Source organism: Enterobacter sp. Sphag1F (assembly GCF_014193275.1).
In the GTDB taxonomy this organism is placed as follows: Bacteria; Pseudomonadota; Gammaproteobacteria; order Enterobacterales; family Enterobacteriaceae; genus Pantoea; species Pantoea symbiotica.
The window spans coordinates 105,969-129,775 of sequence record NZ_JACHZD010000006.1 but is presented as its reverse complement, the minus strand read 5'-3'; the positions used below and the strand labels follow the sequence as shown (position 1 = coordinate 129,775).

Sequence of the window (23,807 nt, the reverse complement as noted above, 5' to 3'; positions counted from 1 at the left end):
CATGACGGATCTTTCCCATCAACAGCTGGTGCGCTGGCGACGCGAGCTGCATCAGCATCCCGAATTGTCGGATCAGGAATTTGCCACCACCGAACGCCTTACCCGTTGGCTGCAGGAACTGAACGTCAAGCTGCTGCCGCTGGAGCTGAAAACCGGTGTCGTGGCAGAAATCGGTCACGGCGAACCGCTGATTGCGCTGCGTGCCGACATCGACGCCCTGCCCATCGACGAGCAAAGCGATCACGCGTGGCGATCGCAGCAGCCGGGCGTGATGCACGCTTGCGGCCACGATCTGCACAGCAGCGTGATGCTGGGCGTCGCGCAGCAGCTGAAACGCATCGAATCCCAGCTGCCCGGCCGCGTACGCATTCTGTTTCAGCCTGCCGAGGAGATTTTCACCGGCGCGAAACAGCTGCTGGCGGCGGGTGCGCTAAAAGATGTGCAGGCGATTTTCGGCCTGCATAACGCGCCGGATCTGCCGACCGGCACGCTGCGTACACGCGGCGGCGCTTATTATGCCAACGTCGATCGCTTTCAAATCAATATCACCGGCAAAGGCGCGCACGCCGCGCGTCCGCATGAAGGCATTGATAGCATCGTTATTGGCAGCCACATCGTCACCGCGCTGCAAACGCTGCCGAGTCGCGTGTTCAGTTCGCTGGAATCGGTGGTGGTCAGCGTCACGCGCTTTACTGCGGGCAACAGCTGGAACGTACTGCCACAAACGGTGGAACTGGAAGGCACTGTGCGTACTCACAACGCCACGATTCGCGCGCAGATCCCGCAGAAAATCACAGCGCTGATCAATGGCATCGCCGCCGGATTTGGCGCGCAGGCGGAGCTGGTGTGGCAGGAAGGCCCGCCCTCACTGGTCAACACGCCGCAATGGGCCGATTTCGCGCTGGAACTGGCAGCAGAGCAAGGCTATCAAACCCAAGTCGGCACGCCACAAATGGGCGGCGAAGACTTCGCCTTCTACCTGCAGCAGCTGCCGGGCGCGTTTGTGAGCATCGGCAGCGCCAGTGAATTTGGCCTGCATCACGCCGGATTCGATCCGGATGAAGCGATGCTGGAACCGGCGGTGCATTATTTCACCGAACTGGCGCAGCGCGCGCTGCTGACGCTGCGCCAGCAACAGGCGCTGGCATCGTGACCATGAGAGCAAGGAGAAAACCGATGGCGATTTCTGTACCTGTTCCACGTCTCGACCATGTGGTGATCAACGTTGCCAGCCAGCTGGATGACGCCAGCGCGCTGTTTCGTCGCCTGGGATTTCAGCTGACCGAGCGCGGCCATCACTCGCTCGGTTCCAGTAATCATCTGGCGATTTTTGGTGATAACTATCTGGAGCTGTTGGGGTTTGAAGCTGGACGTGGCAATCTGCGCCAGGATCTGTGGCAGTCGCCGATTGGCCTCAGCGGTTTGGTGTGGAAAACCGAGGATGCCGACGCGGTGTGGCGCTATCTGGAGAGTCAGGACATCGACGGCGATCTGCCGGCGAGCTTTTTCCGTCCCGTTACCTTACCGGACGGCACCGAGCAGGAAGCGCGTTTCCGCACCGTGCGGTTGCGCCCGTCTCTGGTGGCAAACGGTCGCAGTTTCTTTTGCCAGCACGACACGCCGGATTCGGTATGGCAGGACGCATGGCGCGTCCATCCCAATGGCGTGAGCGATATCGTCGAATTCGTGGTAGTGGCGCAAGATCCCGCCGCTGCCGCGCAGCCTTATAGCCGCTTGTTTGGTGCCGATAAGCTCACCGCCTGTCAGGAAGGCGCGTTTGTGCTCAAAGCGGGCGTGGCGACGGTGCGCTTTGCCTCTGCGGAATATGTGAAACAGCGCTTCGCCGGATTGCCGATTGATTACGACGGCAGCGCACGCATGGCAGGATTGAGTTTGCGCACCACGGATTTGCTCAAGGTGAAAGCCAGCTTGCTGCTCGGCGACGTGCCGTTCCGCGAGGAAGCGTCGGCGATTATTGTCGGTGCCGAGCAGGCATTTGGCGTGGCGTTGCGGTTCCAGTTGTGATTTGTAGGGTCGCCATTTATGGCGACCTGGTTTACCTTGATCCACTTTCGTATTTGATAAACGAAGGTGAAATGTGACCGCTAAACTGCATCTCGAAACCCTCAGACTCACCTGCTCGCAAATCACCGAAGACGACTGGGATTTCTTCCGTCAGCTCCAGCTCTCGCCACAGGTCATGCATTACATTTCCGATGCAAAATCTGAAGAAAAAATTCACACCGATTTCACTGCGAGATTGCCACTCTGGTCGCCACGCAGCGCGCATTGGTTGTGTCTGGTAGTGCGGGAGAAGCAGTCAGGTAATCGCATCGGTTTCAGCGGCTATATTCATCGTGAAAATGACTGCGCCGAAGTCGGCTTTCTGTTCGCACCGGAAGCGCAAGGCAAAGGCTATGCGCACGAGTCGCTTCGGGCGATTTGTGACTATGCGTTTGGCGACGGCGGCATCCGACGTCTGAGCGCCACCGTTACCGCAGGCAATACGCCCTCACGTCGACTGCTGGAAAAAGTCGGTTTTGTATTAGAAGGTGAACTGCGGGAAAATTACTGGCTGAGAAATGCGTGGCATAACGATTGGCTGTTTGGGTTGTTGAGCGGGGAATATGGGTTGTAATACCTTTGTTATCAACTCAGATCGAGATCAGTTTTGATTAACGTCTTAGCCATATTCAAACCGATCAAACATAGAGATGTCCGCTTTGTGCCAAAAGCGGAAGTGACCTGCACTCGTTGATGTACAACTGGATGCTGACTAATCGATCTAATCCGTCTCAGCATTCGCTAATCGAGCGGATGATTATTAATCAATTCATTTCATAAGCATCAGATTGACTTCAATCTGATAAATTAGACATAATTCAGAAGGATGGGGCAGGTACTTCCTCTTACTTATGTAAGGGCGGCTCTGATAATGAACAGCGACCTTTGCTGTTGGGCTTTAAGCTCACTGATCCTGCTTAGCAGGGTGTTCAACGGTTCCAATCTCTCCTGCCCCCTCCTCATCCCAAAAAAATTAAATGGAGTTTTTATGCGGGACAATATCTGGTTCACATATAAAGCACGTATTAATGCACATCTTAGATTAGAGTGGCTTGAGAAACATTCTCAGTTTATTCTCGTCTGGTATGCTATATTTAGCGCGGTACTTTCCGTCATATCAATTCGCTTCCCAAAAGTCCTAGGAAATAATACCGATATTATCGCATCAATACTCTCGGTAGCTTTGCTAGGAATTTCTCTTGTGGTTTCAAACCTCGATTTTCGCGGAAGAGCGATTGCCATGAGACGGAACTATCTGTCGTTACAACGGCTGTATTATAACACAACTGATGGTGTCCCCTTAACTCCAGAGCAACGAGATAAATATCATGAATTACTCGATGAGGTTGAAAATCATCTTGACATTGATGACAAGGCTGCACGAGTTGCCCAAATAGGATTGAGTTCGAGAATCCCAACCGATGACGAAATGCAGATAGTTAAATACTGGAAAGGAAGGCGATTCATTTTCACTTACTCCTTCTATTTGCTCCCTCTCCTGATTTTTTGGATAAACTATGGCAGCTAACCGAAAATTCAAGAAATCCTTTTCGGAACGAAACCTCCTGAAAATATATGAGGAAAGAATAAAAGAATCCGGAGCTATTGGTATTGACCGGGTACGCCCTGCCAAACTTGAACCTAGAATTAAAAGTGAAGTTAAATTCATTTCTGAAAAAGTTTTGTCTGGTGGTTATAAGTTCACTGCCTATAAAGAGAAACTAATCTCAAAGGGAGCTAACTCAAATCCAAGGCAGATCTCAATACCAACTGCCAGAGACAGGATCACGCTTAGGGCTCTCTGCGAATGCCTTACGGAAATCTATCCCGAATCAAGGTTAAGGCTTCCACACACTGTCATCAATTCACTGAAGGTTTCACTGCATAGCGGTATTTACACAGAATATGCAAAAATAGACCTCAGAGCTTTCTATCCTTCAATTGAACATAAGCTGATAGCTGATGTGATGAAAAAAAAGGTCAGAAAAAATGAGATTAAAAAATTAATAATGTCTTCGTTGGTAGTGCCTACAGTAAGCGAATTCAAAGGCAGTAAAGGAGCATCATCTAATGCAATAGGAGTTCCTCAAGGGTTAGCAATATCAAATATCTTAGCCGAAATTTCCTTATCGACTTTCGACAAAGATATGAATGCAATACCAGATATCTGGTTTATGCGCTACGTTGATGATATTCTAATATTGACGAATAATGGACAAGCTGAATCAATGGCATCTAATGTCATTGATAAACTCGAACTTCTGAACCTAAAACCTCACCCATTACATGAAGAGAACTCAAAGTCTAAAGTTGGCTCTCTCCGTGGATCCTTTGACTTTCTTGGTTATCATATAAGCCACGGAGAATTGCTCATTAAACATGAAAGCATTCTCAGATTTGAAGCATCTTTGGCTAAAATTTTCACCGCTTACAGACACGCATTAGTGCAGGCCAAGAGTAAAGTAGATAAAGAGCGCGCGATAGCTTATTGCCAGTGGAAGCTCAATCTGAGAATTACGGGGTGCGTATTTGAAGGAAAACGCCTTGGATGGGTATCATATTTTTCTCAAATAACCACAACGACTCAACTTCGTTCCGTTAACCATACCGTGAGCAATCTGATTAGGCGTTTCAGGCTTTCATCCGATATAAAACAAAAATCCTTAATAAAAACATTCTATGAACTTCGCCGAGGAACTGCTGAAACATTCAAATACATACCTAACTTTGATAACCTTGATAAATCTCAGAAGAGGGAGTTGGTTTCAATGTGGATAGGCAAAGACAAAACAAAAAAAATGAGCGACAGTGAAATAGAAAGACGGTTTAAATATGTAATCTCAAAGTCAGCTAAAGAACTTGAAGAAGACATATCAGGAATATCATAAGATCCGAATTACTACGCTCTACATGCTAGCGTAAGAGGCGATAAAAAAATGCCATATCTCTTTCCAAGGCACGTTACAAGTACTTGAGGGTTTTGAATGATCATTAATAATAAAACGAGTGAAAAACTTCGAGACTTGATAAACGAAGTTACTGAGTATCGTTCTGGGCCTGATTTGGTTAAGTTTTTCAATGCACTAGGTTTTAATCATTCATATGGAAATGGCTTCCCTTCTCGTTGGAAGTATACAGACGATTGTTTAGAAAAAATCAATGGAACTCCACGGCTTGATCAATGCATTAAAGAGGTTTTCAATCCTGTCAATTTTATAAGTCGTATTGATGAGTTGGATCGCTATATTTTTGATTTCAACCAGTACTTAGCTTTTGATAAATGGCAAGTTGTTAGAAACGAAGCTGAAATAAATTTCAAAAAGCTTCACAAGATTGAATTAAAAGAGACTACGTTTAAGTCCGGTAACCTATCTGAATCTGACTTTTTGAGTCGTGAATTTAGTGGTTTTACTATCTCTGATTTAGGTTTGGACCTTAATATAACTGAAGTTCTGAACAAGCGAGTCGATGAAATTGAAAAAACCTATAATTCGGCGGCTTATCTCTCTACGATACTAATCGCTGGTAGTACTTTAGAAGGGGTTTTTCTTGGATTAGCCTCTAGTTATCCCCGAGCTTTTAATACGGTGAAGTCTTCTCCTAAGAATCGTAATGGTAAAGTTCAGCCTTTTCATGACTGGAATCTCGCGGCCTTTATTGATGCGGCGAAAGATTTAGGACTCATTCAGCTTGATACTTATAAGTTCTCGCATACTTTAAGGGACTTTCGTAATTATATTCATCCTTATCAGCAAATGTCATCTGGCTTCACACCAAGAGAGCATACAGCTAAGATTTGTTTACAGGTACTTAAGGCTACACTAACAGAAATAAAATTAAATATAAAAAAGTTACTTATTTGACTCAATTAATATAACTCACAACAGATGCAGACTAACGGCCTCTTGCGCTGTTCGCTCTCAGCAGCCCTTGGGAATCAGGTCTGGTTCGTGCCAAGTGCGGACCTTGCAATATTTTTTATGCAAACGTTGTACCTCTACTGAGTTTGTTATATTACTAATGGATAGTCTTAAGTATACATTTGAAATGGATCAGACTTCCTTAAGGATAGCTTTAAATATATAAGTAAATGAAACTAACTTAATGCTTTGAGGATTGCTTAATGGGCACATGGATTACAATAAACACATCATTTAGGTCATTTTTTAGCGATAGAATAGGTTATAAGTCAGGACTAGCGCTCAATAACAAGGAAATGATTCAACTTTTAGACAAAGATGACCCACTATTTAATGTTTTCACTAGTCAGAAAGAGGAGTTGTGTCGAATCAGAACAAATCACATTGAAGATACTTTTCAAAAGTTTTTGTATCGCCTAGGTGTGACATCGCAAGACTTTATTGGTCATGCACCTACATTGCTCGAGATAGAGTTTAGGAGTGACCCAAGCAAGAGAAAACTTTTCCAACAAGTATTATATTATCTTGGAGAGATTCACTTTGACAAAGGAAAACAATCAATATTCAACGATTTCAATGAAAGCCAATACTTTGAAGATATCCAAATACAGTTTGGAAGTGAAGCGTTGATTATTGCACATAGACTCGTTGAATTAATTAAAAATAGTGAAGAAGCTAGCCCTTGGGACTGGCTTTCCGCAAGAGTAATTGATTGGGAATCACCACTTGAGCTTAAAGACTTGTTTGAGAGTGAATCATTAGATGCAATGTATGGAAGGTTCATAGATCAAAGATATTTGAACTATTTATCAATTAATACTGATAAACTAGGTTCAATGCATTGGAGACAGTTCGAAGCACTAACTGCTGAGTACTTTGAACGAAAAGGATATAAAGTTGAGATAGGAAGTGGAAGAAATGATGGTGGTATTGATGTACGAGTTTGGCATCCTAATGCAGATGCCAGCGCACCTCCCGTTCAGCTTATTCAGTGCAAACGAACAAAATCAAAAATTGACAAGGTGTTGGTAAAATCTCTCTGGGCAGATGTTATTGATGAAAATGCTAAGGGTGGAATAATTGTAACAACATCATCATTTTCTCCTGGTGCTCAAGAAATCTGTAAAGCAAGAAAATATCCTATTAGAGAAGTAAATAGGGAAAAGGTTATTAAGTGGTTAAATGAATTACGTAGAGTAGGTAGAGGCGTATTTATGGGCGACTAGTATCAGGTACTGAGGTTGATTACTCGCTAGGAATTTAATGTCAGCTACTTGATGGCGGTAAAAGGTGAGTAGATCTTTGATATTATCATTTGCACGATGATAGATGTTCTTTCATTTTTTTAATCTAATTCATTGTTTTTAAAGCGATGTACCATAGCATGGCAATTGGGACATAAAGGTATCAGATCATGTTCTGGATTGACCGTATAAAGTTTCCCTATCATGTTCAAGGGCATAATATGATGTACATGGATAAAGCCTTTTCCGTGGTTGAAATGCTCCCGGTTAATTGACACAAAGCGCTGTTAGCAATGTCCGCAAATCGCTCATAGCGGACCTTGCCATACGCACACATTCTTTCAATGCAGGTGCGGGAGATATTAAAGCGCTTTGTCCAGGTCAACAGTGAGCAGGTGAACATGGGTAATCCACCATAAAACCATTATGGTGACGAAGTCGCGACTCATATTCACTGCCCTAGCCTGACGCTAAGGCAGTGAATACATCATTTCTGAGCAACTTACTGCAAATCCACATTCAACGCCGGTGCACCAAAACTCACCAACTCAGCATTCGACGCAGTAAAATAGTCGCGCCAGAATATCTCAAGCTGCTGAATGATTTTCCCTGAGCGGTAATTGTTTTTCGCATCGGTATCAATCAACCCTGCACCCGCAATAAACACCTTAGCGCCGGAAAAATCCGCTAACAGATTCTGCTGTTTAACCTGCTGCAACTCTTTCTCTGGTGAGAGCACACGCAGGGCGTTATTGCGGTAGAAGCTATCGAAAGCACTGTTTTCCAGCATATCGGAGATGAGGAACAAGGTGCGTGATGCGCTTTGATCCTGCTGAAGATCGTGGCTGATGCGCTTAAGGCTATCGAGAATCTCGCTTTTAGCGATGTTATCGCCCTTCTCAGCGAAACTTTTTGCCATCAGTCCGCCCAACGCGCTCGCGAAATATTGCTTCTGCTCACTCAGGCATTTGTCGAGGTTCTTCAAACTCTCCATGCCTTGATTGTCGCGGATTTTCTTGTCCGTGAGTAACGGCTCCAGACGCCCATCAAATAAGCGCTGCATGAAATTGTTCTGCAATAACGCTGAAAACTGATACAGCACCACATGATCGCCGGGCTGGCTAAAGCGCATGATCTGCTGCCAGCTGGCATTCTTGATGTCCAGGGGGACTTTCACCGTTTGATCAATAATCACCACCAGTTCACGACCGCTGTTGGCCGGGCGATATTGACTAAGTTTGGCATAGTCATAGCAGCTCGGAATATCGTTGCGGTCCGCAGCCTGCGCCAGGGCACTCACCCCGGCTAACAGCAGCAAACACCATTTGCTGATCTTCACCTAATTATCCTCTGGCCTTATTGAGCACGCGCTGCACTTTACGACGACTGAGCAGTGCTTCAAGTGACAGACCCAAATCCTCAGCCACTAAACGCAGTTCTTCATCATCTAAGGCTGTCAAATCGCCCAATTCCGCAATGCGCGCTTTTTCATCGGCGTTAGCAGCAGGTGCCGTTTCCAGTGCCACCGGTGCAGGCGTTGGCGTTGTGGGTTCAAATACCAAAGCCGGTTCTGGCTGATGCACCGGGCGCTCTGGAGCAACGGTTGCGCGCGTGGCGTTAAATTGCTGATGCTGATCGTCAGCCAGCGCTTTATCGCGCTGCTTACCGCGCACGTAGTCATCAAAGGTCCGCACATCGGTTTGTGCAATGCTGGCGCTGCTGGCACGCTGCATCGCCATACGATTCTGCAAACTCGCCAGTTTATCTTGCGCATCACGCTCCACGCGTTCACGGCGCATGGCGTACCACGCGGCAAACTCTTCAGAGCTGCTGAAATTACCGATATATTTCGCCGCCAGGCGCGATTCGATGCCGACCAGAGAACGGTAATAACCAATCAAAATTCCGATGATCTGTACGCCGATGAAAATCACCGACAGGATAATGAAGGTTAATTTGGAAGCGAACACGCGGTTGTCACTCACCTCTTTCGCCGCTTGCTTATCAGCCTGCTGATTATCTTCCACCGCTTGCTGTGGCAACTCAAAAGGTGAAGCGTTGTTCGCCGCGCTGGTCTGGCTAAATGGCGTGCCATTAACCGCCTGAGTTTCGGCGGCATTGATGGTTGCCGCACGAATGAAATAGGCGCCTACCGCGAAGGTGACGATCAACAGCAGCGTCACCACCGTTTGGACATATTGCGGTTTTGCGCCAATACCGTGGTTCACACGGTTGAGCATTTGCAAATAGCTGGGCGCATCATCATCAATGCGGCTGTTTTCCAGCGAGACGCGGTTATCTTTCACCAGCGCCTGCGCATGGCCTTCCAGACGTGCTTCTTTATGCCAATACCGGATTTTGCTCAACAGCGTATTTTTGTGTAACTGCGTGCCCATTAAATGGGTTGCAGGCACCAGAATCACACCAATCAGCACCGAAACCACAATCGCCGACAACTCCGCCTGGTTGGCAGAGATGTTGTTGGCAATGAATGGCGACAGCACCAGCGCAAAGATAAAGGCTTCCAGAATGACGAGCGCGATGCTGCATAACCACAGCACCACGCTGGTCGGTTTGCGGCCTCGCTCATCCACTTTGTTCAGATAGTTAACGCAGCGCAGATAAAAATCGGCATCGCGGTTGGAGATGCTATGAAACTGATAGAACTTGCCACACAACGCTTCTTCTGCCGGATGCCAGATGCGTCCACCGGTGCCTGCACGGCGAGATTCATGGCTGCGCGACAAACGGGTGATGTGGCCAAACAGCGGTAGGGAACAAAACAGGTTGAGGAAGAAGTAACGAACTTGATCCCACCATTTGATCACGCCAAGTGTTAGCGCCAACAACCCGAAAAGCGGCCAGAAGATGTAGCGATAGGTAGCGATCGCCTGCATTAAAGTATCTAAAATTTCCATAAGAGAGTTATCCGTTTATCCACGCTGAGGTGCGTAATTGGCCAGCCACGGCTGACGATGGTTGCTGTAGAAAAGTTGTCCTTGTTGCGCAGGCTTGCCCGACTTTGGCAGCAACAGGTCGACGCAGGAGATCGGTTGTTGCTGGGCATCGGCAATGTAGACGCGGTAGAGAATGCTGTCTTCCCCTTCCCAACTGTTGGCGACACTCGCCATGCCTTGCAGCGCTTTGCGATTACCCTGCGCGTAGTTCGGCGTGATCAGCACTTGTGGGTTTTGCGTCACCACTGCACCGTCTTTGAGAACAAATACCGGCGTCAAAGTTACCAGGTTGCCATTCACCAATCCCGCCCAGGCGCGCCCGTTCATATTGGGCAGATATTCGCGCGTATCATGCTGGTCGATGGCTTTACCGCTGGCTAAATTCTTTGCCAGTCCGCTGACGCGAGGAAGATCGGTGAGACAGCTACCGCTGACGCTGCTGGCTTGCGCCTGGCTAATCAGGCTGAAACCTTGTGACAGCGGCTTTAAGTTGCTGGCGAGACCCGTGACCTGTGCGCTGGTGGGCTTGCCACCAAAATCAACAAAGTTAGCGGGATTGCTCTCAGCGATGGCTTGTGTCGGTTGGGTCACCACTTCCGGCGCTTTTACTTCTGCGTTTTGTGTCGCAGCCTTCTTGCTCGTTTTACGTGGCGCCGTCTTGGTGGTTGAAGTGCGCGCCAGCGTGCTTTCAGCCGCAGAGCTGTGACGTAAATAGAGTGGGTTGTTGCTCTCTAGCGCCAGACGTTGGCGCAGCAGCGTTTCATTCGCTAACGCCACGATTTCAACCCGGCGGTTTTGTGCCCGACCCGAAATGGAATCGTTATCCGCCAATGGACGTGAGGAACCCACGCCCTGGAAATAGAGCTGGCTGGCTTTGATGCCACTTTGCTCCAGCACCAGCCCAACGTTGCGGGCACGCGCTTCAGAAAGTTGCTGATTGTGTTCGGCGTTGCCAGTGGCGTCCGTATGTCCAACCACCAGCAAAACATCGCTGGAAGATTGCTGGCCGCCTTTCATCGCCGCAGCAATTTTTTGCACCTGACGCATGCCGCTGCTGGTCAGTTCGGCACTGTCGATGGCGAACATGGTGCCGTCCTCAACTTGTGCAACAATCCCCACCGGCTCCTGCTTGCTGTTCTCCTGCGCCTTGAGTGCCTGAGTGCTGATGCGAATTTTTTCTTCCTGGGCGACTTTAGCCAGCGCCTGTTCACGATTCTGCCAAACGTTCCCGACCACGCATCCCGCCACGCCGCCCGCCAGTCCACCCACCAGCGCTTTCTTAGCATCATGAGTGACGAGGTAAGTAATGCCGCCGCCCAATGCGGCACCGCCGATACAACCGGCAGCGGTACCGTAATCACGGGCAAAATCATTCATTGAGGCACAACTGGAAGTCAGAGAAGCGGCGATCAACACGGATGCAGCTTTTTTAGAAAAGGGTAAATTCACATCAAATCCTTGATTGAAAAATCCTCTGTCGTGCGGAGGAAACAATGATTAATGGTTGAGACTGATTGATAAAAAAAATTCACAGGTTTGTATCGGCAGCAATGCCGATGACTTTAGGTGTCCGAAGCTAATTTTTTTTATTCAAGGAGATAGAAGACGAATACTGGATACTGTGGGAGGTTATAAAGAAATTACGATTAGCGATATTATCCAATCACCGCAGGCAATAGGCAGCGAATACCCTTTATCCTTCTTCAGATAAACGCATGCGTTTGATATCTCTTTGCGGAGATTCGCCAAACTCGCGTCTGTATTCACGGCTGAACTGCGATGCACTCTCATAACCAACCATTAACGCCGCGCTGTTGGCATCGAGGTTTTTGCTCAACATCTGCTGTCTGGCTTCCTGGAGTCGTAGCTTTTTCTGGTATTGCAAAGGGCTGACACCGGTCATAGCGCGAAAATGCTGACGAAACGTCGATGGACTCATAAAAGCATTCGCTGCCAGTTCTTCCATGCTGACAGGCCGCGTGAAGTTTTGCTTCAGCCAGCCAACGATCCTGGAAATGTTCTGACTGGGTGAACCGGCAGTCGCCATATGTCTTAACTGTGGACCGTGGTTGCTGGCTAATAAACGCATCACAATTTCTTGCTGGATAAGCGGTTCAAGATGAGCCATCAAATCCGGCTCATCAAGTAGCTTAATTAAGCGGCTTAACGCATCAATCAACCCCTCATCCAGAGGTTCGACAGAGAGTGGATTGAGTGGTATTTCCTTAATGGACTTGGCGGGTGGCATCAGCGCGGCAATCTGCACCACCATGCGAGCATCAAAGGTTAACATCAAGCCTAGAAAAGGCTCGCGCTGGCTAGCCCGAGTCACATGCGATACCACCGGCAAATCGATGGTGGTGAGCAGAGATTCGCCCGCACTGTAATGCGTCGGTTTCCCCGCCAGCATGATCTCTTTTGCGCCCTGCACCACCACACCTAAACCCATCTGATAAATACAGTGCACGGGCAACGTTGCCATATTGCGGCGATGAACCGAGAGTGAAGCTATAGCGGTTGAGTGATCCCCCTCGTTTTGGGCAATCCTGCTAATCAGCGCAGCCAAATCCCCAACGCCAGCATTCAAATTACTATCGACCATTAAAGCCCACCAAACGCCCCAAAATTGAATACGGCGATTTTATCATCAGTAGAATTCAATATGTACTCTTCGAGGTACATGCGTCGTTTTAGGCAATTCTCTCGGCAGATCTGACAAGCCTGGCGAGCCAAAGCCGCCCCATAATGGCTCAACACTTAATCTGAAGAGCCGAGACTAAAAATGCCTGGTTTATTTGATTCCTACACGCTTAAAGATATTACCCTTCGCAACAGAATCGTTGCCTCGCCGATGTGCCAATATCAGGCTGACGGTGGACTCATTAACGACTGGCACAAGTCACATTATTCAATGTTGGCAAACGGAGGCGTGGGTTTACTCATCGTAGAGGCAACCGCCGTTTTGCCTGAAGGACGTATTACACCGGGTGACCTGGGCCTGTGGAGCGATGCTCATACTGTAGGATTAGCCTCGGTTGCCTCAGCCATCAAACAAGCCGGTGCGGTAGCGGGGATTCAGCTTGGGCATGCGGGTAGAAAAGCGGGATGCACTCCTCCGTGGCTAGGTGGCGCGCCTTTGGATCAACAGGATCCCAAGGCATGGATTCCGGTTGCTGCCAGCGCAGTGCCCTATGTGCAAGACAGTGATTACGTTCCTCATGAGATGTCTTTAGAGGAAATCAAGCACACCATTCATGCTTTCAGAGAGGCCGCGCGGCGTGCGGCGGAAGCTGGATTTGAATGGCTTGAACTGCATTTTGCCCACGGCTTTATGGCTCAAACATTCCTTTCATCAAAAACCAACCTTCGTGAAGATCAATACGGCGGCTCTTTAGCCAACCGCGCCCGCTTTATGCTTGATGTTGTTGAGGCCGTAAAGTCCGTCTGGCCTGCACACCTGCCACTCACCGCTCGGCTCGGCGTCATCGAATTTGATGCCTGTCCTGAACACAGCTTTGCTGAATCTCTGGAAGTCATTCGATGGCTGAAAAAAGCCGGCATCGACTTTATTGATGTTGGGTTGGCGCTCTCAACTCCCGACGAGCAGGTACCTTGGGGGCCAAATTTCATGGTTCCCTACGCTGAACGGGTGCGCAGAGAAAGCGGAATTCCGGTAGCAACCAGTTGGATGATCACCAGAGCCAGCGATGCTAACGACTTTATCCAGGATGCAAAACTTGATCTGGTGTTTTTTGCCCGCACGCTTTTGGCCAATCCGCACTGGGTTTTCCAGGCAGCAGGCGACCTTAATATCAGCTCACCAGAGTCAGTGCTGCCAGTGCCTTATGCGTACTGGCTGAAGAATTGGGCGGAATAATTTCCCTAATGCTCGTCAGTAAGCTTTCTCGGTCACCATAAATGGCGACCCTACAAAGGACTGGCGCGTTTTTCGTAGGGTGCGGATTTATGCGCTGCAGCTTAACGTCATTCATCCTCTGGAGATCACCATGAAACTAGACAAGTTCGACGCTTCGGCTGAGGCATTCTCAACGTCGCCTGAAACAATCAGTCGACGCAGTTTTATATCCCGGACAGCGTTACTAAGCGCGGGTATGGCGGTCAGCTCGCTATCGTGGGGCGCCTCCACATCTGTCGCTTCCGGGGCACAGAACAATAACGATTCATCGCAAGCAGGAGAGATTATGTCAACGCGCAAACTCGGTAATCTTACCGTTTCAGCACTGGGTGCAGGCTGCATGAGCATCAGTGCCAATTACGGTCCGGCGGCCGACCGTCATCAGGGTATCCGCACGCTGCGGGAAGCTCATGATAAGGGCGTTACGTTCTTCGATACGGCGGAAGTGTATGGTCCCTATACCAATGAAGAGTTAGTTGGAGAAGCATTAGCGCCAATTCGTGATCAGGTCATCATTGCCAGTAAATTTGGTTTTGATATCAAAAACGGTGGACTAAACAGCCAGCCTCAGCATATTCGTCAGGTTGTTGAGGAATCGCTTCGCCGACTGAAAACCGATCGAATTGATCTCTATTATCAGCATCGGGTTGATCCGAATGTGCCGATAGAAGACGTCGCCGGCACCATCAAAGATCTGATTAGCGAAGGAAAAATCCTGCATTTTGGTCTTTCCGAAGCCAGCCCTGAAACCATTCGCCGCGCCCATGCTGTTCAGGCCGTAACGGCCGTCCAGACAGAGTATTCGGTAATGAACCGCGATACGGAACACAATGGCGTTCTGCAGACCTGTGAAGCATTGGGTATTGGATTTGTTCCCTGGGGACCGGTTGGAATGGGGTATTTAACCGGAACACTGAACGCGCAATCCCATTTTGATGCGAGCAAAGATCTGCGGGCTGGCTTTGATCGCTTCTCACCTGAAAATCTGGCAGCCAATCAGCCGTTTTTGCATCTGCTAAGAAAAATCGCTGCGGAAAAAAATGCCACGTCTTCGCAGATTGCCCTTGCATGGTTGCTGGCGCAGAAACCCTGGATTGTGCCGATTCCTGGTACCAGAAACATCAATCATCTCCATGAAAATCTGAGCGCGGTGAGTATCCAATTTACGCCAGCAGAATTAAGCGAAATGAATACGGCGCTGTCTGCCTTGAAAGTCCACGGTGGGCGGATGAACAATCAACAAATGCAGATCGTTCAGCCGCCGTCATAAGCACTCCAGCGCCTAATACCCAAGACTTTTCCTAAGTCGCTTCTTATCCTCTAAAGTTTAAACATAAGAGGACGAAAATCCTTTTAGACGTTCTGGAGGATAGCCTATGTGTAAAGTCTTGGTTTTATTGGCAGGCCTGATGCTGCTGCAACCAGCGATGGCGGAGAGTGGCACGATTTACTTCAGTGGTGCGATTGTTGAACCGGCCTGTACTACGACCACTCAACAGCAAGGGACTTCAGTGACCTGCACTCGCCAAGGTGTTGATAAAGTGCGTACGATTGCGCTCAATCAGTCACAACAAACGCTGCCGTATCAACTGGGAACCGTGAGCGTTAAATCGGTTAACCACGTTAAAATCATTGAGGTTACGTACAAGTAAGCTAAGTCCTGAGGATCGGTCGCCATGAATGGCGACCCTACGAGGATTTTGTAGGGTACGCATTCATGCGCACCTGGTTACATGGGGTTTTAGCCCTCACTCACCCGATAGCGCTCCAGCCAGTGCGCGTAAGGCGCGGGCAGCACCCAGGAAGGTTCTCTCTTATCCAGTGCCAGCGCGGCCTGATATGCCCAGTTCGGGTTTTTCAGGTGCGCGCGCCCCACCATCACCAAATCAAGCTGGCCTTTTTCGATGGTTTGATTGGCAATCGCTGCGCTGTAAAATTTCAGATCAGAACTTCAGCTGCGCCCGCGCGGTATATAGACGACGATAGGCTAAATAGGCGGCGATAATAGTGGATAAACTTGCCGTGCCAATCAGCATAAAAGTCACCATAATCTGGTACTTAATCGCCTTTACCGGATCGATACCGGCAAAAATCAGCCCTGACATCATGCCCGGCAAGCTCACCAATCCCACGGTTTTGGCGCCATCAACGGTGGGAATCATCGCCGCGCGGATGCTGTCGCGAATAAAGCGCGCCGACGCCATTTTTACCGGTGCGCCCAGGCTCAGCATCTCCTGAATTTTTTGCCGGTTATCGCTAAAGCGTTGGTTGAGATTGCTGAAACAGAGGCCCACCGCCACCATTGCGTTGCCTGCGATCATCCCGGAGATTGGAATCACCTGCATCGGGATAAATTCGATGGCACCGCTAAGCAGCAGGATGGTCAAAGTCAGCGTGGTGCCGGTGGTAATCGCCACAAACGAGATAACGAAACCGTTGCTGATGTTGAGGCTGCGCTTGCGCGCGTTGAGCGCCGCATTGACGCAGATAAACAGCACCATCAGCACGGTAAGCCAGTCATTATTCAGGTCAAAGATCGACTTGAGCACATAGCCAACGATCACCAGTTGGATAATGGCGCGGCACACGCTCCAGATGATGTCTTTGCTCATGCCGAGCTTCTCTTTCTGGCTGATCAGCAGCGCAATCACCACCAGCAGCAGCGAGAGTAAGAGCGAGCTGTCGGTAATGTTATGCTGGCTCATCGATCGCTCCCTGCTCTGGTGCCTCAAGTTTCAGCACCTGTTTTGCCTCGCGAATCTCTTGCCCATCGTGGCTGATGCCGATCACGGCGATATGCTTCTCGCGCACCAGCGAATCAATCAATGCGTTGATGATCACTTTATTCTCTTCATCTAATGCGCTGGTGACTTCATCCAGCAGCAGCACCTGCGGCAGAAATTGCAGGTTGCGCAGCAAGCCTACGCGCTGCTTCTCGCCGCCCGACAGCTGCTCGATTTTTTTATCGAGCATGTCAGCAGCCAAATGCACATCGGCAAGTGACGCGACCAGCTTGTCGCGCGGCGGTTTCTGCTGGCGGATGTGCCACGGCAGCGCCAGGTTGTCGTACACCGTGTCGCCGAACAGTTGCGGTGTCTGGAAACAATAGGAAACCTGTTGCCGATAATGTTCGGTTTTCAAGCTGGCAATATTCTGGTTCTTAAACAGGATCTTCCCGCCGCTCGGTTCAAGAAGCGAGGCGAGAATCTTCAGCAAGGTGCTTTTACCGCTGCCCGAAGGACCGGTCAGCAACAGCCTTTCTCCCGCGTTGAGTTGCAGCGAAACGGGCGCCAGCAGCGTGCGCCCCTGCAGGGAAAAGGTTACGCCTTGCACATCCAGCAAGGGAAAATCGGTGATCATATTTGCTTCCAAAATTAGGGCGTTCGGGATTTGCGCGCGCCGGGGCGCGTCAAAGCGTTACTGATTTCATACAGCTTGCTCATGCTGTTCATGGTGGCGACCGGTGCGGCAGCGGCCAATCCTAACACTAAGATCTCCAGGCAGATCATCGGCGTAGCATGCACCGGCATTTTGTCGGCGGAACGGCTACGGGGAATTTCAATCATCACATCGGCATGCTGGGCAAAAATCGAATCGGTGGCCGCCGTCAGCAGGACAATCTTGATGCCCAGCCGCTGTGCTTCCGCCAGCGTAACCATGCCTTCCGGGTGCGCGCTGCTCTGCGCCAGCATGATCAGCACATCCGCGTGGCGCATTTCGGCAATCTGTTCGCTCAGCGCAATGCCAGTGTGGTTCAGCACATACGCCGAGGTGCCATTGCGTTTGAACAGCCGCGCGGTGTAATCCGCCAGAATCGCTGATGCGCCAATGCCGAAAATCGCCACACGTTCAGCCTGTTGCAGCAGATCAATTGCCTGTTGAATCGCCTGACGATTGCCGGGTGCCGCCAGCATTTCACAGCTGATGCGATAACTATCCAGCACAAAATCGATGCTGCCTTTGGCGTCCTGCGCCAGTTCATTTACCGTTGAGGCTACACGCGCAGGGGAACGCCGTGTGACGCCAAGGTATTCGCTAATGACAATTTTGAGATCGCGATACCCGGAGAAGCCCAGCGCCTGAATCGCGCGAATCACTGTGGCATCAGAGGTTTGCGTATCGATCGCAATGCCGAGTGCGGTTTTGTCCAGCACCGCACTGCGATGCTGATGAATATAGTGCGCAACCTTTAACAGACGTGGAGTGAGTTGATGCTTGCAGGCATGGAAACGTTCACCGTAGAGATCGTAAGGTCGTTTACTGGTTTTTGGCGTGGAATCGGTCACGGCAGATAAACACCTGTAAATTAATGCGCCGTAAAAACCCTATTATTGGCGCGAGGATTAAGAAAACCTTAAATAGTTAAAATAATTGAACAGATTTAAAAACCAAGTCAGGAAACCATATCCTTTGCCGACAAGACAATAATGTAGTGAAAATAAAATAATGACAATAAAACTACATCGACTACTACAAAATAACAATAATGACATGAATAACAAAGAATTTTATAGCTACATTATATTTTCATATTGCAGATTATAAATCTTCCAACATCTGATGCAAACCCATTAATTATTTAAAAAAACCATAACCTGCTAAATTAGCGCCACAATTTTGTTGTAAATGAAAATCAATCTCATTACTATCTGCGCTTCTTAATATTCCTATTTTGATGCGGATTTAAACTAATGAAGTGTCTTTGTTGTTTTTCACCAGCGGTAAAATATACGCTCTCTGGCTCTCAGGTTTTACTGGCTTCGACCTTGCTGTATAGCGCTTCTGCCGCTGCAGCCGATCAAACTTTAACCGTCACGGCCGATCAGCCCTCTTCCACCAGCAGTTATAACCAGGATGACGCGGCAGCCACGTTACGCACCGCGACGCCGCGCAGTGAAACACCACAATCCATCAGCGTGGTGACACCGCAGGTAATGAAGGATTATCAGGTCACCAGCCTCAATGATGCGGTGAAGTTTGTCAGCGGCGTGACGCAGGGCAACACGCTAGGCGGCACCGAAGATGGCTTCGTTAAACGCGGATTCGGCTCCAACACCGATGGTTCAATTTTCATTGATGGCGTGCGCAGCAATCAGGGATTGACCATGGACTCCAGCATCGATCATGTCGAAGTGCTGAAAGGATCTTCATCACTGTTGTACGGCATTCTCAATCCCGGCGGCATCATCAATCTGGTGAGTAAAAAGCCGCAGTACCAATGGAATACGCATATCAGCGGTGAATCCAGCAGCTTCGGCGGCGGCACCGGCATGGTCGATGTCACCGGGCCACTTGGCAACGGTTTCGCCTTCCGCATGGTGACTGAGCGACAGCGCGAGGATTACTGGCGCAATTTTGGTGTCAATGAACACACGCTGCTGGCCCCTTCGCTAAGCTGGTACGGCGATCGTGCCAACTTCAACGTCAGTTACGTCGAGTATAAATATGATGTGCCTTACGACCGTGGCACGGCATTTATTGGCGGCAAACCGGTTGATATTCCCTATAACCGCCGTCTGGACGACTACGCCAACCATGCATGGGGCAAAAACAAACGCCTCAACGTGAGCTACGGCTATAACCTCGATGACGTTTGGGAAACACACCTCAATTACGGCTGGATGCAGCGCCGTTATGACAGCAACGAAGTGCGAGCCACCGCTATTAACACCAGCACCGGCATTGTCTCGCGTCGTGCCGATGCCAACCGTGGTTTCAACCATCAAACCGAATACGTATCCTGGGACATTAGTGGGTCGCCAACCCTTGCGGGTATGCAACATGACCTGCTGCTGGGCGTCGATTATGAGCAGAATGAAACCTACAAAGCGCGATCCTATCGCGGCAGCGTTTCACGCAGCTTCAATATGTACGATCCGGTTTACGGTGAGGAACCGATTCTCAGCGACAGCACCTACAACGACAGCATCAGCAACCTGCGCACTAATCTGTATAGCCGTTCGCTGTTTGCTAAAGACAGCATCCATCTCACCGACAAATGGATTGCCGTTTTGGGAGGCAGATTCCAACGCTATACGCAAACTTCCAGTAATGGCTTTATAAATCCAGAGACAACGCTCAACGATCGCGGTAACGCCTTCATGCCGCAAGTTGGCGTGGTGTATAAGGTTTTACCGGACGTGTCGCTGTATGGCAGCTACAGCAAATCGTTTACGCCTTCGACGCAAACCGATGATAACGGCGATGTGGCATCAACCGAAAAAGGCAGCACCTGGGAAGTGGGATCAAAGTGGCAAGTGGCGCCGAATCTGGCCGCAACCCTGGCGCTGTATCGCATTGATGAGACCGATATGTCGATTTTCATCAACGGCGTGACGCGTAATATCCCGAAAGCGCGCTCAACCGGCGCTGAACTGGAGATCAACGGTGAAATTACGCCGGACTGGAATCTGATCGCCAACTACAGCTACGACAAAACCGAAATCGTGGCGGACAACGTGAACCCAGACAACGTCGGCAACCGCCTTGTGAATGCCCCAACCAACATGGGCAGTTTGTATCTGAGCCACACGCTGCGCTTCTCATGGTTGCCGGGTGAATTGCGCCTCGGCGGCGGCGGACGTTATGTCGGTACGCGGGCAGGCGATCCGGAAAACAGCTTTGTGATGCCGGCTTATACCGTGGCGGATGCCTTTATCGCCTGGGATAGTCAGCTGATCGGTAAACATACGCAGTTGAAGCTGAACGTGAAGAATCTGCTTAACCGTGAATATTACGAATCCAGCGCCGGTAATCTGCGCGTCATTGAAGGTGAGCCGCGCGTGATGTATCTGCAGGCGTCAGTCGATTTCTAACATGATTCGCTCCGCCGTCGTGGGCGGAGCCATCAGAGAGCAGAATAATGAGACGAATATTGCTGGCTTTACTGCTGTTTCTGCCTTGGCTCGCTCAGGGCAAATTGCTCACCGACAGTTTAGGCCGCCAGGTTGAGGTGCCGGATAATCCACAGCGTCTGGTGATTGGTGAAAGCCGGATGATCTATACGCTGGCGCTGGTAGAAGAGGGAAATCCCGCTAAACGCGTGGTGGGCTGGCCTGCTGATCTGCACAATCTTGATAAGCAAACCTGGGATCGCTACGTTAAAGCCTTTCCGCAGATCGCCAATATCACGCAAATCGGTAACTCCAACTTTACCCAACTGAACGTGGAAAAAATCATCGCCCTGCAACCGGATCTGGTGATTTTGCCGGTGTATGCGCGCACGCCGCCGAATAACTCAGCCTTTATGCAGCAGTTGGCGGCGGCAAGCATTCCGGTGCTGTTTCTCGATTTTCGCGTTGATCCGCTGAAAAACACAGTGAGCAGCCTGCGCACGCTGGGTGCAGCATTAAACGATGAGGCGAAAAGCGAACGCTTTATTGCGTTTTACCAGCAGCATATGCAGCGCATTCGTGAACGTCTGGCGAGCTATCAGGGCGAGCGTCCCAGAGTGATGTTGCAGTTACACCTCGGTAAAAAGGCTGAATGTTGTACTACCGTGGCGCATGGCAACCTGGCTGATTTGATCGCGTTTGCCGGTGGCGACAATATCGCGGCCGGACGCTTCCCGGCAGTGTTTGGGCAGCTCAATCCAGAAGCGGTTATCGCGGCCAATCCGGCTATCTATATCGCCACCGGTTCAGCAGCACCCAGCGAACCCGGCTTTTTGCAGCTCGGACCGCAAGTGAATGCCGCTGCCGCCCGTGCAAGCTTCCTGCATGCCCTTTCCAGCGATGCGACCGTTTCGGTGTTATCGGCGGTGCAACAGCAGCGCGCCTATGCATTTTGGCAGAACTTTTACATGAGTCCGTGGCACTTGCTGGTGGCGGAATTTTTCGCCAAAACATTTCATCCCACGCTTTTTCAAGATCTCTCGCCGGAAGAGACGCTAAAGGAGATGAACCAACAGTTTCTACCACTGCCTGAAACGGGAACTTATTGGACGCATAATCAATAAGTTAAAACGGTCGCCATGAATGGCGACCCTACAGGTTTCGTAGGGTGCGCATTTATGCGCACCTGGCCGCCATCAACACAATGGCTACAAATTTCCGCCACCTCACTCATCAACCTAAGGTTCACTTAATCTTCATTAATGAAAATAGCCTCACCTTAAGAGGAAATTTCGATGAGATTGATGATGTCCCGACCATTCAGTGAATATGCGGCGGTTGCGGTTAGCGCCTTCGCCGTGGTGAGTTTTCTCACCCTTTGGTTCTCTGCCTAAAAACGCCACGCTGTGGCGTTTTTTTTTGCCTGCATGAGTTACATGACAAATTTGTCATCCTCCCCTTTCCTTTCTGTTCGGTGGGCTTCGATAAACTGGCGCAAATGAAATTATCGCTTTGAGTAACGTTTAAAGAGATGGCGCTTTTCTTCTGCTTCCCTCACGACACAGAAAATAAACCGCAGGAAGACTCAAATAAAACGCAATCATGATTGAGGTAAAGAGATCGCCGGGCCAATGCATGCCCAATAAAAGACGGCTGATGATCACGCCCATCGCCCACAGCATGATGATCGTGGCCAACAGCCTTTTCCCGCGCGCGAGCAGTAAACTCACCGCCATCAGCGCCCAGGTGGCAGCAAACACCGTATGCCCCGACGGAAAGGCTGAATCGGTTTGATTTAGCCAATGCTGCTTCTGCCACTGCGGGATAACGCTGATGCTCTCTAACCGCTTACTCAACATTGCCTGCCGCTCTGCACTATCCACCTGATAAAAATGACGGTCTATCTCGCTGTCTGTTTGGCTCAACCACACTATATAAGGCCGTGGTTCAGGCGTAGTTCTCTTAATCATATTCACGGCTAACTGACCCAAAATAATCGGCAGTAATAACACCACAGCATATTTAAACCATTCGGCTTTGCGAATACGCAATGCATAGATCAGCGCGCCCACCAACAAAGCGGCGGTAATCATGCCATAGGGTCGTGAAACAGTTTGCGTCAGTAGATAAAAGCCAAAAAGCCCCGCTGACTGCTGGCTGGCATTCCAATTCCAGTGCAGCACCCATGCACTGAGCGGAATACCAAGCAGCACCGCACAACAGACAATTAATAAGAGATAGGGATTGCGAATAATTCGCCTGGTTTCAATCACCATGATAGCGACTCAACTTTTTTCCCGGTTAATCCGCAGATGACCGAAGAGGAAATTATTCAGTCGATAAAGGTGAGAAAATAGCGGGTCTAAATGGTTTTCTGCTTTTTTCACGCTCCAGCAACACAATAACGCCACCGTGAATGAACCCAGCATATCGGCCGGGAAATGCACGCCCATATAAATACGTCCCCAGGCGATAAACAGACTCAGCAGCAACAGGCTCAAGCCAGCCTGTATTTTCCTGCTGAACAGCAAACTGAAGGTAATGGCGCAGGCCAGCGTCATATGATCGCTCGGGAAAGAGGCATCAGCACCATGACTAAGGAAAGTGTGACCAATCGGCACCATAAACGGCCGTGGATGCGGGAAGAAATAACCGATAACTATATTTACGCACAATGCCACGATGCCAGCGGTAAGCGCCTGCATTGCCACGCGTTGATTTTCCGGCTTAAAGCTAAACCAATAGACCAGCAAGCTCAGCGGGAAAATAAAAATCAACCAGGAGGCGCAGATATTCCCTAATGTTAGTAATAAGCTCGAGGCATGAGCCGGTGCGTTAATCATAAGAAAGAGCGAGTCATTAATATTCTCTGC

The 23,807-nt window shown here is 49.5% G+C and carries 21 protein-coding genes and 2 pseudogenes; 12 read left to right on the top strand and 11 right to left on the bottom strand.

Going from position 1 to position 23,807, the window contains the following annotated elements:
• Window position 1: 1 nt before the first annotated feature.
• From FHW71_RS18895 to FHW71_RS18865, 7 genes are all read left to right on the top strand, one after another.
• Entirely contained in the window at window positions 2-1,153 is a 1,152-nt protein-coding gene (locus FHW71_RS18895) for an amidohydrolase (protein ID WP_179452711.1), read from the top strand.
• 23 nt (window positions 1,154-1,176) lie between these two features.
• Window positions 1,177-2,025: a VOC family protein gene (locus tag FHW71_RS18890; RefSeq protein WP_179452712.1), complete on the top strand. Its 849-nt coding sequence runs from the start codon at window positions 1,177-1,179 to the stop codon at window positions 2,023-2,025.
• Between the two features lie 73 nt (window positions 2,026-2,098).
• Window positions 2,099-2,638 (top strand): GNAT family protein, encoded by a 540-nt coding sequence (locus FHW71_RS18885; protein ID WP_179452713.1) that lies wholly within the window; start codon window positions 2,099-2,101, stop codon window positions 2,636-2,638.
• A gap of 414 nt (window positions 2,639-3,052) precedes the next feature.
• Window positions 3,053-3,592: an SLATT domain-containing protein gene (locus FHW71_RS18880; RefSeq protein ID WP_179452714.1), complete on the top strand. Its 540-nt coding sequence runs from the start codon at window positions 3,053-3,055 to the stop codon at window positions 3,590-3,592.
• On the top strand, window positions 3,582-4,952 hold the full coding sequence (locus FHW71_RS18875) for a reverse transcriptase domain-containing protein (RefSeq protein WP_179452715.1): 1,371 nt from the start codon (window positions 3,582-3,584) through the stop codon (window positions 4,950-4,952). The genes FHW71_RS18880 and FHW71_RS18875 overlap by 11 nt, the downstream gene beginning before the upstream one ends.
• A gap of 96 nt (window positions 4,953-5,048) precedes the next feature.
• Window positions 5,049-5,927 carry a hypothetical protein gene (locus FHW71_RS18870; RefSeq protein WP_179452716.1) on the top strand — a complete coding sequence of 293 codons (879 nt, stop codon included), beginning with the start codon at window positions 5,049-5,051 and terminating at the stop codon, window positions 5,925-5,927.
• Window positions 5,928-6,187: 260 nt separating this feature from the next.
• Window positions 6,188-7,210, top strand: a complete 1,023-nt coding sequence (locus tag FHW71_RS18865; RefSeq protein WP_179452717.1) for a restriction endonuclease — start codon at window positions 6,188-6,190, stop codon at window positions 7,208-7,210.
• Between the two features lie 119 nt (window positions 7,211-7,329).
• Here the strand turns inward: FHW71_RS18865 and FHW71_RS18860 are convergent.
• From FHW71_RS18860 to FHW71_RS18840, 5 genes and pseudogenes are all read right to left on the bottom strand, one after another.
• A pseudogene (locus tag FHW71_RS18860) lies at window positions 7,330-7,488 on the bottom strand (HNH endonuclease); the annotation flags it as partial.
• A 242-nt stretch (window positions 7,489-7,730) separates the two neighbouring features.
• Window positions 7,731-8,567, bottom strand: a complete 837-nt coding sequence (locus tag FHW71_RS18855; RefSeq protein ID WP_179452718.1) for a hypothetical protein — start codon at window positions 8,565-8,567, stop codon at window positions 7,731-7,733.
• Between the two features lie 4 nt (window positions 8,568-8,571).
• Entirely contained in the window at window positions 8,572-10,146 is a 1,575-nt protein-coding gene (locus tag FHW71_RS18850; protein WP_179452719.1) for a hypothetical protein, read from the bottom strand.
• A 15-nt stretch (window positions 10,147-10,161) separates the two neighbouring features.
• Window positions 10,162-11,634 (bottom strand): OmpA family protein, encoded by a 1,473-nt coding sequence (locus FHW71_RS18845; RefSeq protein WP_179452720.1) that lies wholly within the window; start codon window positions 11,632-11,634, stop codon window positions 10,162-10,164.
• A 244-nt stretch (window positions 11,635-11,878) separates the two neighbouring features.
• Complete coding sequence (locus tag FHW71_RS18840; protein ID WP_179452721.1) at window positions 11,879-12,787, bottom strand: AraC family transcriptional regulator; 909 nt, start codon at window positions 12,785-12,787, stop codon at window positions 11,879-11,881.
• Window positions 12,788-12,967: 180 nt separating this feature from the next.
• Here FHW71_RS18840 and FHW71_RS18835 point away from each other — a divergent pair, with 180 nt between their 5' ends.
• The 3 genes from FHW71_RS18835 to FHW71_RS18825 all read left to right on the top strand — a co-directional run bounded on the left by FHW71_RS18835 (window position 12,968) and on the right by FHW71_RS18825 (window position 15,753).
• The gene (locus FHW71_RS18835; protein ID WP_179452722.1) at window positions 12,968-14,062 is read left to right on the top strand and encodes an NADH:flavin oxidoreductase/NADH oxidase; all 1,095 of its coding nucleotides are present in this window, start codon (window positions 12,968-12,970) and stop codon (window positions 14,060-14,062) included.
• 325 nt (window positions 14,063-14,387) lie between these two features.
• Complete coding sequence (locus FHW71_RS18830; RefSeq protein ID WP_179452800.1) at window positions 14,388-15,371, top strand: aldo/keto reductase; 984 nt, start codon at window positions 14,388-14,390, stop codon at window positions 15,369-15,371.
• A 106-nt stretch (window positions 15,372-15,477) separates the two neighbouring features.
• Window positions 15,478-15,753: a hypothetical protein gene (locus FHW71_RS18825; protein WP_179452723.1), complete on the top strand. Its 276-nt coding sequence runs from the start codon at window positions 15,478-15,480 to the stop codon at window positions 15,751-15,753.
• Between the two features lie 89 nt (window positions 15,754-15,842).
• On the opposite strand, the pseudogene FHW71_RS18820 reads toward FHW71_RS18825, so the two are convergent.
• From FHW71_RS18820 to FHW71_RS18805, 4 genes and pseudogenes are all read right to left on the bottom strand, one after another.
• Window positions 15,843-16,022, bottom strand: a pseudogene (locus FHW71_RS18820) (NADH:flavin oxidoreductase/NADH oxidase); the annotation flags it as partial.
• Between the two features lie 22 nt (window positions 16,023-16,044).
• The gene (gene fetB / locus FHW71_RS18815) at window positions 16,045-16,806 is read right to left on the bottom strand and encodes an iron export ABC transporter permease subunit FetB (protein ID WP_154156813.1); all 762 of its coding nucleotides are present in this window, start codon (window positions 16,804-16,806) and stop codon (window positions 16,045-16,047) included.
• On the bottom strand, window positions 16,793-17,461 hold the full coding sequence (gene fetA / locus FHW71_RS18810; protein WP_179452724.1) for an iron ABC transporter ATP-binding protein FetA: 669 nt from the start codon (window positions 17,459-17,461) through the stop codon (window positions 16,793-16,795). Before fetA ends, fetB begins: the two co-directional genes overlap by 14 nt.
• Before the next feature lie 14 nt (window positions 17,462-17,475).
• A complete protein-coding gene (locus tag FHW71_RS18805; RefSeq protein WP_179452725.1) occupies window positions 17,476-18,387 on the bottom strand; it encodes a MurR/RpiR family transcriptional regulator in 912 nt (303 codons plus the stop codon).
• Window positions 18,388-18,792: 405 nt separating this feature from the next.
• Between FHW71_RS18805 and FHW71_RS18800 the strand changes: the two genes are divergently transcribed.
• A complete protein-coding gene (locus FHW71_RS18800; protein ID WP_179452726.1) occupies window positions 18,793-20,916 on the top strand; it encodes a TonB-dependent siderophore receptor in 2,124 nt (707 codons plus the stop codon).
• Between the two features lie 47 nt (window positions 20,917-20,963).
• Complete coding sequence (locus FHW71_RS18795) at window positions 20,964-22,058, top strand: ABC transporter substrate-binding protein (protein WP_179452727.1); 1,095 nt, start codon at window positions 20,964-20,966, stop codon at window positions 22,056-22,058.
• Between the two features lie 399 nt (window positions 22,059-22,457).
• On the opposite strand, the gene FHW71_RS18790 is transcribed toward FHW71_RS18795, so the two are convergent.
• Both FHW71_RS18790 and FHW71_RS18785 read right to left on the bottom strand, forming a co-directional pair.
• Window positions 22,458-23,210 carry a phosphatase PAP2 family protein gene (locus FHW71_RS18790; protein ID WP_179452728.1) on the bottom strand — a complete coding sequence of 251 codons (753 nt, stop codon included), beginning with the start codon at window positions 23,208-23,210 and terminating at the stop codon, window positions 22,458-22,460.
• A 9-nt stretch (window positions 23,211-23,219) separates the two neighbouring features.
• Complete coding sequence (locus FHW71_RS18785; protein WP_286176351.1) at window positions 23,220-23,777, bottom strand: undecaprenyl-diphosphatase; 558 nt, start codon at window positions 23,775-23,777, stop codon at window positions 23,220-23,222.
• Between the last annotated feature and the right edge of the window lie 30 nt (window positions 23,778-23,807).